Origin of the sequence: Paraflavitalea sp. CAU 1676, from assembly GCF_029223285.1 — a bacterium.
In the GTDB taxonomy this organism is placed as follows: Bacteria; Bacteroidota; Bacteroidia; order Chitinophagales; family Chitinophagaceae; genus Paraflavitalea.
Genome location: NZ_JARHUJ010000004.1, coordinates 47,830 through 60,843 on the forward strand (window position 1 = coordinate 47,830; position 13,014 = coordinate 60,843).

A 13,014-nucleotide genomic window follows, 5' to 3' on the forward strand; every position below is an offset into this window, starting at 1 on the left:
TGTATTATAATATGGTCATAAAATTATGAAGCAGGGCTTTCATTTATGAACTATTGTTTTTACTTTGTACCCGGGTTTAAGTGCCCGCAAGACAAAAGCCCCCTCTATTCTTTAGTTCCATTCTCCCCGAAAGACCGTTTTTTCTAATCCAAACTTTGTGAAACCAATCCGTTGCTCAAGTACCTATTCACAAAAAGAAAAAATGGACCCTTATGGAAATTCTTATTATTTTCCTGGTGGTGTCGAGCATCCTCATTCTCCATAATCCGGTGAGTGAATGGATCAACCGCCTTCATGTTAAACGCCAGCATAAATCATTTCTCAGCCAGGAAACATTCTACCACGCTATAGTATCCCGTTACTTTCGTTATTATAACAGACTCAATCACGAAGAACAGCATAAATTTCTCTTCCGCACATACCTGTTTCACAAGGCTAAAAAATTTCACTACATCGAAGTAAAGGAGACTGCTGAGATGCCGATCCTGGTCAGTGCGGCTTCTATTCAACTCACCTTTGGACTTGATAAATTTCAACTGAATTACTTCCGCGATATTTATGTGATCAAGGACGATTATCATTATGGCTTTTATTCGCGCCCTTTCATGGGCCACGTGGATCTTAGTGGTATATACCTTTCATGGGATAACTTTCTTAAAGGCATTAAAGGTGAATCACCTAATTGTAATGTAGGTCTGCACGAAATGGGACACGCACTTGCCTGGGTAAATTTCATTACCCAAACTGAGGAGGACAAACATTTCAAGAAAGAGTTTAAGAACTTCTCCAAAGTGGCCCGCCCCATCTTTGAGGCCATGCAGAAAGGCGCCAAAAATATTCTCGGAGAATATGCAGGAAGCAACTACCATGAGTTCTGGGCAGTGAGTGTTGAGGTGTTTTTTGAGAACCCGATCCGCATGCGTCATGAGCTACCGGAATTGTATAAAGCAATGAGTCTCCTGTTACGGCAGGACCCTTCGGTGATTGTTACCGCAGCCAATAAAATTGCAGCCTAGGGATTCCATTTATACATTATTATTCGGATTGGATTGCCGGTTGAGCAGTTGGCTTATGAAGCCTGCTGAACAACCGGATTTTTATTTTATACTTCTTCCGCAACAGGAGTTGGGGAAGGTACAACAGCTGCTTGTATAACTTCGATATGCTCTTTTCTTCTTTGCAACGGTGCATAGATCAGGTAGTAATACAACAGAATTACGATGCCTATTGAGAAAGGGATAATGCAGTAGGGCTTCACCGTTTCATCCACACCGTAGAATTCGGCCACCATCCACATGGAGTTGGCCATGATCCAGATCGTGATGGCCAGGTTGTGCGCCAGCTCGGCTATAATATGCCTGTTCTTCCAGGTGATCCACATCGCTACCAGGAGGGTAGGGGCGATCATCACAATGCCCAGCGGCTTAAAGAGCAGGCACCAGCAGAGGTCTTTGACCAGCCAGAAGAGGATGTGCAGGTTTTCCAGTTTGCGGAACTTGGCCGGGACTACATACAGCTCCTTCGATTCCTGTGACACGGCAATAAATTTAAAATGACAAAGGGTGGTGAACGGTGCAAAAATAAATAACTGAACAGAATGCGTGGGGTAAAAGTTGCTACCCTTTTTAGGGGATGCCATACCTGGAATCACCGGGTAAAGATCCCCCTGGCCGGCCATCAACAAGTCTGCATTGCAAACCCGGCTTCACAGGGCTGGTCGCTCCCTCTTCGAATTACCTTGTCAGTATCCGCTGAAAACGCCTGATGTCTGCCTCGGGCGCCAGCGGGGCGCCGGTTTGAAGATGTTGTACCAGCTGACGGGCAAACCAGGGTCCCAGCGAACAGCCCTTAGTTCCCATACCATTGAAAAGACCTATGGCAGGATATTGAGGGTGAAAGCCTACAAAAGGCCGGCGTTCCAGGGTGGCAGGCCGCACCGCTGCTTTGTGGTCGAGTATCTTAAATGGCAGTTTCACCGTCTGTAAAAGCCAGTTATGGGCAAACTGTTTGAAACCAGGGGTAGGATTGTCGTTGTCAAACTCCCACAGATATGTTGATCCCAGCCAGAAGATATTGTCCTTCCAGGGCACCAGGTTGAATCCCTTTTTGAATATATGGGTGGCTGGCAATCCATCTATCTCGGCCCAAACGGCCTCTCCCTTATTCAGGGCAAAAGGCAGGTTTTGGAAATAACTATTGCTGGCTGCCGCAATACCATCACTGAAGATGATCCGCGAGGCCGTCAGGTCTTTATAACGAATGCCATCGGGTTGTACCTGCAGGTGCTCCTGTTCAAATAGTTCTTCCCGCAAAAGGTCTTTATTAGCCAGGTGAGTCCGGTACGCGGGCAAAATATCCTGCAACCTGATCAGGTAGCAGGGATCGATCTCACCATAACCAAAGTCATAGTTGAACAGGTGTCGCCAGTAGTTTTCATCCGACGGCACTGCCAGGTATTGCTGATCATCCTGGTACCTTTTTTCAAAAGCCAGCTTCATTTGCGGCGTTGCGTAGAAGTCGACAATACTTTTTTGTTCGATCGCGGTGATGCCGAGTTCGGCACCCAGCGAATTATAAGCCTCATGGGCAAAAGGCATCACCTCTTCGATCATCCAGGTCTTTACGATCCGCCGGCCGGTAACGGGGTTGATGATCCCCGCCGCTACTTTCGAAGCGGTATTGGCCTGCAGTTGATCGATCACCAGGTAAGAGATTCCTGCTTGCTCCAGGTACCAGCTTAAAAATGTACCGCAAATGCCCTGGCCCACGATAAGGATGTCTTTATGCATGGTGCAAAAATAAGCCGGCCACCCTTTCGATGAGTGGCCGGCGTAAAACATGTTATCGAACACAAACAGGATACGTTCTCTCTTTTCTGCTATTTTCCATCTACCGTTACTTTTACCCCTTCCGAATGACTGCCAAATTCAGGGGCATACATACACTGAATGCTGGTGATGCCATTGCTGTAGGTGCCTGTATGTGTTACGAACAGCGGATATTCAAATACCCAGGTGCCCTTAGGTAATGAGCCAAAGAAGAAATTGGTGCTTGCATCTTTGGTGCTTTCGTAATACCCAAGACCACCCTGCCATTTGTATTCGCTTAATACATTCACAGGTTCCAGGCAGGCAGCCCGCATATCCTTCATGTGTACATACTCCATATGACGGTCCACACGCAGTTCGATGCGCACTTTCACTTTATCGCCCACCTTGAGGGCATCGCCTTCATTCACCGGCTGCAATACCGGACCACGATCAGTTAGCTTCTCTACAAACAATTTCTTGCTCAGCTTCAGCGGTGTGCTGATTGCTGTGGTGATCTTGTCGAGGTTCTCGAAGTACTGCCAGTAAACTGCTCCCCAGGATACCGACTCGGCAGCAGCAGCGCCAGTTCCGGAAACCGTTACTTTGATATTGCCCATATCGGGTTTAACATCTTTACCGTCGATCACCTTTTTGAAGTAACCCGTGCCCGCTTCCTGCGTTTGTTCGTTGCTACGGATAGCGTAGCTGCCCAGATTGATCTGCACGGTTGGTTCATGGTTGAGCCAGTCAGTTCCTTGCAGTAACAAGGCATAACAGGCATCTGCCGTTGCCTTGGTGGTCTTCCAGTTCTGCGTTTGCTTTTGCTTCAACAGCCAGGTCTTCAGATCTGCCACTGATTTATTGTCTTTGCCCACTTCCATAAAGGCTTCTATCAGTAGCGACTGTGTTTCGATCGGATGCTGGTACCAGTAATAACCGGCTGATAGGTCTTTCCAATACATACCCATTTCTTCATGCACCACAGCGTTTTGTTTCAGCGAAGCCAAGATGCCTTGTGGAGTTTTGATGTCCTGCGTGCGGTGCAAGGCCAGGGCAATCATGCCCTGCATGTATTTGCTTTGCTTGAGCCAATGCTTTTGTGCTTGTTTCCTGAAATAAGTATAGGCTTTGGATACTTCAGCCGGAATGTTTTGCTCAGGGAAGAAGCTGCGCATATAGAGGTATTGGATCTGCATATAACCCAGTCCATTCTCTGGTTCTTTTTGCTTGTTGTTCTTCAGCAGCTCATCATAATCTCTTTTCAGGGCTTTGTCCAGGTAAGGAATGGCAGCCTTTACGATCGCTGAAATGCGGGCGTTTGCCTTTTGTGCATTCAGCTTTTGCAGGTGACCAATGCCGGTAAGGATGTATTGGGTAATATACCGGTCGTCGGGGCCGCCCTGGAACCATACGAAGCCACCATTGGGACTTTGCAGGTCCTGCATATGGCTGAGGGCCGATTCCTGCTCCTTACTCATGCGTACCATATCGAAAAGCAATCCGATATTCCTTTTTTGTTGCGCCTCATTCTTAGCCTCCAGCACCCAGGGCGTCTCTTCCAGCAGCACCGCCTTCAGCTCCTGGTTCTTTTGCAGGTTGCTCAACAGGGCAGCGGTATCGGTAGTTTTCCAACGCTCGAAGATGGCCTTTACCCGTGGAGAAGCATTGGCGATAGAAGTAGCCAGCGTGTTGGCATAGTAGCGATTGAATACCTGTTCGGCACATTCATATGGATACTCCATGAGGTAAGGCAGCGCCTGTACCGCATACCAGGCAGGGTTGCTGGTGAATTCAACGGTCAGCGCGTGCTGGCTCAGGGTTTCACTCCGGCCGCTTTTGATCAGCTTGTCGAAGCTGAAGTTTTTGGTGGAATTACCACGTACCGGTAAAGACAGACTCTCTGTTACCAGCATGCGGTTGCTCACCACCGGCAGCATATTTTCTTCCCCGTCGCTCAGGGCCGATTCGTTGCCGCTCGCTTTGGTGGAAGGGATCAGGCGATAAGTAACCGGTTTGTTATATTGATAGGGAATTTCCAGTGAGAAGTTCACGGGTATGCTTTGGCCGGCAGCTACCGTAAAGAACTGGTTGGGGAATACATTACGGAACCAGCCGTCCACTGATTGGTTGGTGGTAGGATCAATCAACTGCAATTCGACCTGGCCGGTAAGCTCCTTGCTGCTCAGATTCACAATCTTGCCGCTGAAGTCCATCCGGTCGCCTTCGCGCATAAAACGCGGGGCATTGGGCTGCACCATCAGGTCTTTCTGCGTAATGATGCTTTTGGTATTATAGCCAAAGGCCAGGTCTTTTGTATGTGCCAGTGTCATCCATTTCCATTCGGTAAGCGCTTCAGGCATGGTGAAAGAAAATTCAATATTGCCTTCTGCATCGGTATGCAGGTCGGGGAAGAAGAAAGCAGTCTCGTTGAAGTTTTTCCGGACTTGTATGGCACCTGGGGAGCTCGCCTGATTGCCATCCACCGGAGGAGCCACTATGCCTTCGTCTTTCACGCCATCCTGGCTGATAAGTCCATAAGTTACTTTTTCATCATCATTGCGAAGCGATCTTTTTACCTGCGGAAGTGCAGCTTCAGGCGCTGGAGCCACAGAATTAAACATCAGGGTTTCTTGTTTCTGCATAGCCATACCCCTTATCCGTATCTGGCCTCCACCGGCCCTTGCCAGGTTGCCCCCCATCAGGCGGTCATATTCTTTCTGGAAATACCGCGTTGGTTCTGTACGATACTTCTCCTGCGATTCCTGCAGCCGGAAGTTGCCGCGATCGATCCAGGCGGATTGCGGATAGTAGTTATGCCAGATGGATGGAGTGTTCCAGCCATGACCTGTAAACTGATCGAGCGATGCATCGTACATGGCGGTAAGCATTTCCGCGGCCACCTGGTCACCCTTGATACCACTGATCTTTACCTTCCATTTCTCAGCACTGCCCGGCAGCGTTTTATCGCGGAAGGTGGTATAGTCGATCTTCAGTTGCTTATTGGTAAAGGGAATATCAATGACATCGGTTTGGGTATAGACCCGGTTGTGTTTCACAAAAGCGATCTGAACGCCCAATCCGCCACGGTCATTTTCAGTTACAGGCAATTGATACGGAGTGCTTACTCCATTCAGTGTAATGAATTTCCTTTCTTCCTTAGCGCCTCTTCTGTTGATATCCTGTATCACGAACAGGTTATCGAGGTTGCTGGCCAGTTCGAAACTGGCGGTTTCGCCAGGCTCAAAACTTGGCTTAGACATTTGAATAGCGGCATAGGCTATTGGGTTACTTTCGCCGGCTTTGTTAAACAACTGGATGTAGTGGATCGCTTTTACCGGTTCGCCAAACTTGTCTTTGGTAGTAACCTCGATCACATACCAGCCTGCCGGCAGGCTGCTCTTGCCCAGGGCAAATTTTCCGGAGGCGGTAGTTGTGTCTGTCACCTCCAGCACTTTCTCCATTCTTTCCCAGGTGCTCACTTCCGTTTCGTTGGCGTAGAGGTCGTATGGGAAGAGGGCCCTGTATTCTTCTTTCGTCATCACGTATTGATCGGCCTGCTCCCAATAGCGGCTGCGGAACACCCGCTCTGGTGTTTTGAGTTTGTAGATGCTGAGCGTTACGCGCGCCTGCTCGAAGAGATCGTTGAAATTGGTGCTGCGTACGCCGATCTGTTTCAGGCTATCGCTGTGCAGCTTGTTGGCGGCATCTATGTTCAGTCGCAGTGCCTGGTAAGCTACCGAAACATAGGTGCTCCCGCTCCTCGTTTCGCCGTTGATGTCGGTTACATCGGCACTTACTTCATAGGTGAAGGTGGGCTGATCTTTTTTGTCTACGCTAAGGTCGGGCAGCGCCTTGAAGGTGATTGTGAAACCTCCATCGGTGCCGGTGGTAGTGGAGCCATGTGCTACCTCCACCGTTTCGCGGCCATAGGGAGGCCATATCTTACGGCCCCAGCCATACCACAAGGGCATGATCGTTCTTCTTACTACGCGGTATCGTACTGTAGCTCCATCGATGTTATTACCCGCATAAGCTTTCGCTGTCCCTTTCACCACGATGCTGTCGTTGAGCCGGTACGAGCCCGCAGGTTTGGCGATCTCCGTCATAAACCGTGGGCGCTTGTATTCCTCAACGGAGAAATAAAGCGAGCTATTGGTGCTTTTATCCTGCAGCCTGAACTGACCGTTCAATAAACTGGTGGGTAAGGTAAACTTGCCCGAGTAGGAGCCGTAGGCATTGCTGGTTACTTTGATGGAATCCACCAACTGACCATTAACATCGAACAGGTCGATCTCGGTAGTGAAATTGGCCACCGCAGCGTTTTTATTGGTCGAAGGTTGCTGATTGATCACGATGCCTTTGAAATAGACGATCTGCCCGGGGCGATAGATGGCGCGGTCGGTAAACAGGTAGCTCTGGTTGGCCGAACGGTCTTCGTTGTCGCTTGCATACCGGTAACTGTATTCATATTCATCTAAAGAAAGATGATCTTCTTTGGTGCTCACTTCTATCCGGTAATAATTATCGTTGGACGATTTGGGAGGGTAGAGTGCAAAGAAGCCATTTTTGTCGGTGAACAGATTCTCTCCCTTGCGTTCCTTATTCTTGCGGTCGGCATAATCATATGCACGATAATAGACCTGCACCCCTGCCCGGGCAATGGGGGCGCCGGTTTCGCGGTCCAGTACAATGTAATCATTGCCTTTATTGATATAGGCAAGGTTGGAGGTATAAAAAGCCTGTACTGCCAGCACGTTGTCCTTCGTGCTGAAATCTTTTTGACTACTCACGAAGAAAGCATATTCACCAACAGGTAAGCCGTCTGCTTTCACTTCTACGCGGTGCTGCTGGAAGTCTTTGGTATCAGGTAAGGTTTGGGCAAAGGATTTAATGACCGGCAGGGCTGCCAGCTTTTTCCAGTATTCCTCGTTGTAGGTATCCGTTCCCAGGTCATCTTTTGTCTTCTTGTCAAACTTCACTACCCGGAAATGTAATTGCGTAATATTCCTATAGCTCACTGATACACGGAAAGGCTGGTTAGGTATATTCACGCGCTCTGTTTGCAGGTTTACTGAGGCCCGGCGTATCTGGGTAACCAGGTTGAAGCAATTAACCTGCCCTTCACTCTCTTCTTTTTGGGCAACGACCGATTCGCATATCTCCAGAGCCTTCAGGTAAGCAAAGCGATGTGTCGTGTCTTTAAGCGGATGGTAGGACGCCGCTTCTTCACTATAGGTTCCTGCCAACAGGTACCATGCCTGTGCGGCAGTTGGTAATTTACCATGTGTTGCCGTAAGCTGTTGCAAGGCTTTTCTATAGAGCTCCTTCTTATTTTCCTGAACGGAATAAGTATGTACGAATTCCAACCGGTCGATATCGATATCGATCAAAGCATCGGGTTTGGCATCGGTAAGGTGAAAAGTGATCAACCGTTGATAAAGCTGTAATGCTTTGCCGTGCAGCGAGCTGGTATCTGCGATGATAAAGCGATGGGTGGCGAAGCTGCGGGCATCGGCAAATGCGGCCGCGTCGTTGATCTCGAAAGCATCGGCGGGTTTGTTCAGGTTCCTTTCGTCGGTTTTGAAATATTCAAGGGCCTGGTTGGCCAGCAGATCGAACAGGGTAGGGCGCAAATGGCGCATATTGCCCTTGATGATGATGGGCTCAAAAGTTTCCAGCTTTACTTCCTTTAACTGCTTTTCTTGTTGAAGCGAAGCGAGGTATAGCTCGCTGATCTTATGGTTGAGATCATCAATACTCCAGGTGTCGATATCGGTCTTGGCAAAGTTTACCGTGGTCGTGCGATTGTAGAACTTCCACCGATTCTGCTGCAGGTACATCCAGTACATGCTGGCCGTTTGGCTTTGCAGGATGGCTTTCGCCGGCCCGGTAGCTTTCGCGATCTCTGCTTCCATGGCTGCAATGGTCTTCTGATCGGCATTCTCCTCCTTCATATCACGCAGGCGTGCACGATAGATGAGCGCTTTGATCAGTTGCGCGTCGTTCTTCTCCTGCTGCGCCAGCGCATACAGCTTGTTTACTTCCGTTAAAGCAGAGGTGGGAAGCCCTTTCTGCTCTATCAGGCTGTCGATCTTTTTCCAGGCTTTGTCGTAATTGTTCATTTTTTGCTGACCGGTTGCTGTAAAGAGAAATAAAGTGGCTAATACTAAGAAACAGACCTTTTTAACGGGCATACCATCGATTTTAATACAAGTTATATAATCTGCAATATTTTGCACCATTGTGCGTTTTAGAAAGCGTGCTACCCTGTTATGATGCAGTTTTTAATCCAATTACATACACCCAACAACCCTATGCCCCTAAATAGCATTCCTTTAACATATTCCTACTAAACGAATAACGCACTGCGACTTCTAAACTCAAACAACCAACAGGAGGTTTATATGAAAAAGATTTTTACCCTTGCCTTACTGGTGATCGCTTATACAGTATCAGCCCATCCCAATGATGGAAAAATGAGTGTTACCAACCTTAGCAGCCAGCGAATAGTGGTTGAATTGGATGGTAAGAAGTTTGAAGAGCGCAATGACGTGAATGACAAGTTTTTCCTGATGCCCGATCTGCCTGCCGGTTTTCACACCCTTAAGGTGTACGTGCTCGAGATTGGCCGTAGCGCGGTGCGCATGGGTATGCGTAAGCAAACCCTCATCTTTCAAAAGAATGTCAATGTGCGTCCCCAATACCATGTCGATATCGTAGTGAACCGTTTTGGCAAGGTATGGTACGATGAGTTGTCCATGCGCGACCCGAAATACATCGATACCGATGGCGGTGACTGGAACAATAACCGTGATGATGATTACCGTCCCGGTCAGCCTTCACGCCCCGACCGTGATCCTAATCCAGGCAACGGCAACTACCCTGGTAATGGTACCCCCGGCAACGGCAACTATCCCGGTAATGGCACACCTGGCAATGGCAATTATCCCGGCAACGGATATATACGCCCTATGAACGACCAATCGTTCGCCGCCTTGAAAGAAACCCTTTCCAAAGAACGTTTTGATAATTCAAGGGTTACCATCGCCAAGCAGGTGATCGATCAAAACTACTTTACTGCCGAGCAGGTGAAACAATTGGCACAGATGTATTCTTTCGACAACTACAAACTCGATATTGCTAAATATGCCTACAAGAATACCCTGAATAAACAGGACTATTTCATACTGTACGAAGTGTTCCAGTTCAGTAACAGTAAGGAAGACCTGGCCAACTATATCAGGCAATTCAAATAACTTTTTCTACGATTTAAGTGATGGATTATCGAAGGCCCCGGTTTCAGCCCCGGGGCTTTTGATTTGGAGGGGTAGGTAAAATTAAGGGTATTGCAGGGCATAAAAAAAGATGGGTGACTGTTACCAGCCACCCATCTTTTTATGAGGATCAATTTGTTATTTCTTGATGATAGAAGCCATGGTTGCACCAATATCAGCAGGGCTGGATACTACGGTGATACCACAATCTTTCATGATCGCCATCTTTGCTTCAGCGGTATCTTCAGCGCCACCGATGATCGCACCGGCGTGGCCCATACGACGGCCGGGAGGAGCGGTTTGACCGGCAATGAAACCTACTACAGGTTTCTTCACCTTTTGCTCTTTGTACCAGCGGGCAGCTTCAGCTTCCATGCCACCACCGATCTCACCGATCATTACGATTGCTTCTGTCTCGGGGTCGTTCATGAACAATTCGAGGGCTTCTTTAGTAGTAGTACCGATGATGGGGTCGCCACCAATACCTACGGCAGTAGATACTCCCAAACCAGCCTTGGCAACCTGGTCAGATGCTTCGTATGTGAGGGTACCCGATTTGGATACGATACCGATCTTTCCTTTCTTGAATACAAAGCCAGGCATGATACCCACCTTGCATTCACCAGCAGTGATCACACCGGGGCAGTTGGGGCCGATGAGCCTTGTTTTAGTACTTTGCAGGAACAATTTGGCTTTCACCATGTCCTGTACAGGAATACCTTCTGTAATACAAACCACGAGGGCGATACCCGCTTCAGCGGCTTCCATAATAGCGTCGGCAGCAAAAGCCGGGGGTACAAATATGATCGATACATTGGCGCCGGTCTCTTTAACAGCATCTGCTACCGTATTGAAAACAGGACGGTCCAGGTGGGTTGTGCCGCCTTTGTTGGGCGTAACACCACCAACCACATTCGTACCATATTCGATCATCTGAGTAGCATGGAAAGTGCCTTCCGTACCGGTAAAGCCTTGCACCAGTATCTTTGATTGTTTGTTGACTAATATGCTCATAGCTGTGATTTATATATTCAAGAGGGGCAAAAGTAAGGCATAAAGTGCATATCTGCCATGGTAAAATATGATCTCTGTTAAGCTCAATTACCCTAGTGTGAAACCCCCACTAAACCTGCTTTAAGCCCTTGAGTGGTAACAGAATAAGCGCGATATGAGAAAAATAAAAAATATAATCCTTTATAGAAATTTAATACTGCTGCCATGCCCGTAATTTATAGCCCGATCGATACCTTTCTGCAGGTCATCAAAGGCAAATACAAAGCAAAGATCCTCATCTATCTCTCTGCCAAACAAAGACGGTACAGTGAGATCAAACGCAAATTTCCCCAGATGAGCGAACGCATCCTCATCAAGCAACTCAAAGAGCTGGAACAACAGGGTATCATTTCCAAAACCATTACCGGCCACAAGCCTCCACTCAAAGTGCAATACAGCATTACCGGCTACGGTTCTACCGTATGTCCTATCCTCAAGCAAATGTGGTTCTGGGGCGAGCAACATGAATTGCAGGCCCGTTAAACCATCACCATTTGTTCGTTATTGACTGGCTTTGCCAGCACTGGTAACTTTGCAAAAAAGAGAAGATATGGAAACCGTAGCAGCACAGCCTTTGCAAATTGTTCCTTACATAGCCGCACACCGCGAGGCTTTCAGGCAGTTGAATGAAGCCTGGATCACCCGTTATTTCCGGCTTGAAGAAGCGGACAGGCGCGTCCTTAATGATCCCGAAGGATATATTCTTAATAAAGGCGGTCACATCTTCATGGCGCTCTGGCAGGGAGAACCCGTTGGCGCCTGCGCGCTGATCAAAATAAGTGATGATGAGTTTGAACTAGCGAAGATGGCTGTGTCCGATCAGGTACAGGGAAAAGGCATTGGTTATGCGTTGGGCAAAGCCTGTATCGAAAAGGCACACGAGGCGGGTGCAAAGAAAGTAATGTTGTTATCGAACACCGTACTTAAGCCTGCCATTCACCTGTATACGAAGCTGGGATTTGTGGAAGTACCGCTACCACCTACCGAATACGAGCGGGCCAATATCAAGATGGAAATAGTATTTACTTGATCAGCTCATCCATATTCCGATCGTTGTCGATCTTACCGGTTTGTTCCAGCATCCGCATGTCTTTGGCGTCTTTCAGGAACTCTGAAGCAAAGATGAACTCGTTCAGCAGTTCGTTCTTGCTGAAGATGATCTCCTTGTTGTTGCCTTCCCATTCCTTGAGGCCCTGGTGCATGTAAATGATGTGGTCACCGATCTCCATCACACTGTTCATGTCGTGGGTATTGACGATGGTGGTGATGTTGTATTCTACCGTGATCTCTTTGATCAGTTTATCGATAACGAGCGAGGTTTGCGGATCGAGGCCCGAGTTGGGCTCATCGCAGAAAAGATATTTGGGGTTCAGTACGATGGCGCGGGCAATGCCTACGCGCTTTTTCATACCACCACTCAATTCGGCCGGGAATTTTTTATTCACGTCTTTCAGTTGCACACGGTCCAATACCTCGTTCACCCTTTTCATTTTTTGCGGCATGGTGTCGTTGGTGAACATGTTGAGCGGAAACAGGATGTTCTGTTCTACCGTTTGGCTGTCGAATAAAGCGGAGCCCTGGAACAGCATGCCGATCTCCTTGCGGATACCTTTACGCTGTTCATCATCCATATTGGTATAGTTGACGCCGTTGTACAGGATCTCCCCCTCATCGGGTTGAAACAGACCTACCAGGCATTTCATGAATACCGTTTTACCGCTGCCGCTGGCGCCAATGATCAGGTTGCACTTGCCGGCTTCCATGACGACATTAACGCCTTTCAGTACGGCCTTATCGCCAAAATTCTTCTTAAGGTCTTTTACTTCGATCATATGATAAAGAAGAAACTGCCGGTTGCCCGGCAGTTCTACTGTTTT

Annotated in this window: 9 protein-coding genes; 4 read left to right on the forward strand and 5 right to left on the reverse strand. The window is 48.1% G+C overall.

Going from position 1 to position 13,014, the window contains the following annotated elements:
- Positions 1 to 212: 212 nt before the first annotated feature.
- On the forward strand, positions 213 to 1,016 hold the full coding sequence (locus P2H89_RS13215) for a zinc-dependent peptidase (RefSeq protein WP_275827473.1): 804 nt from the start codon (positions 213 to 215) through the stop codon (positions 1,014 to 1,016).
- 86 nt (positions 1,017 to 1,102) lie between these two features.
- Here the strand turns inward: P2H89_RS13215 and P2H89_RS13220 are convergent, their stop codons facing one another.
- The 3 genes from P2H89_RS13220 to P2H89_RS13230 all read right to left on the reverse strand — a co-directional run bounded on the left by P2H89_RS13220 (position 1,103) and on the right by P2H89_RS13230 (position 9,004).
- Positions 1,103 to 1,537, reverse strand: coding sequence for a hypothetical protein (locus P2H89_RS13220; protein ID WP_275827475.1), 435 nt, complete (start codon positions 1,535 to 1,537; stop codon positions 1,103 to 1,105).
- A 196-nt stretch (positions 1,538 to 1,733) separates the two neighbouring features.
- Positions 1,734 to 2,789, reverse strand: a complete 1,056-nt coding sequence (locus P2H89_RS13225; protein WP_275827476.1) for an FAD-dependent oxidoreductase — start codon at positions 2,787 to 2,789, stop codon at positions 1,734 to 1,736.
- Between the two features lie 89 nt (positions 2,790 to 2,878).
- Entirely contained in the window at positions 2,879 to 9,004 is a 6,126-nt protein-coding gene (locus P2H89_RS13230) for an alpha-2-macroglobulin family protein (protein ID WP_275827478.1), read from the reverse strand.
- Positions 9,005 to 9,214: 210 nt separating this feature from the next.
- Between P2H89_RS13230 and P2H89_RS13235 the strand changes: the two genes are divergently transcribed.
- The gene (locus tag P2H89_RS13235; RefSeq protein ID WP_275827481.1) at positions 9,215 to 10,066 is read left to right on the forward strand and encodes a DUF4476 domain-containing protein; all 852 of its coding nucleotides are present in this window, start codon (positions 9,215 to 9,217) and stop codon (positions 10,064 to 10,066) included.
- A 156-nt stretch (positions 10,067 to 10,222) separates the two neighbouring features.
- Here the strand turns inward: P2H89_RS13235 and sucD are convergent, their stop codons facing one another.
- Positions 10,223 to 11,098, reverse strand: coding sequence for a succinate--CoA ligase subunit alpha (sucD, locus tag P2H89_RS13240; protein WP_275827482.1), 876 nt, complete (start codon positions 11,096 to 11,098; stop codon positions 10,223 to 10,225).
- 204 nt (positions 11,099 to 11,302) lie between these two features.
- On the opposite strand from sucD, the gene P2H89_RS13245 reads away from it, so the two are divergent.
- Both P2H89_RS13245 and P2H89_RS13250 read left to right on the forward strand, forming a co-directional pair.
- Positions 11,303 to 11,620, forward strand: coding sequence for a helix-turn-helix domain-containing protein (locus P2H89_RS13245; RefSeq protein WP_275827484.1), 318 nt, complete (start codon positions 11,303 to 11,305; stop codon positions 11,618 to 11,620).
- 67 nt (positions 11,621 to 11,687) lie between these two features.
- A complete protein-coding gene (locus tag P2H89_RS13250) occupies positions 11,688 to 12,167 on the forward strand; it encodes a GNAT family N-acetyltransferase (protein ID WP_275827486.1) in 480 nt (159 codons plus the stop codon).
- On the opposite strand, the gene P2H89_RS13255 is transcribed toward P2H89_RS13250, so the two are convergent.
- Positions 12,160 to 12,969 (reverse strand): ATP-binding cassette domain-containing protein, encoded by an 810-nt coding sequence (locus P2H89_RS13255; RefSeq protein ID WP_275827488.1) that lies wholly within the window; start codon positions 12,967 to 12,969, stop codon positions 12,160 to 12,162. The two genes, P2H89_RS13250 and P2H89_RS13255, sit on opposite strands and share 8 nt — an antisense overlap.
- Positions 12,970 to 13,014 lie beyond the last annotated feature (45 nt).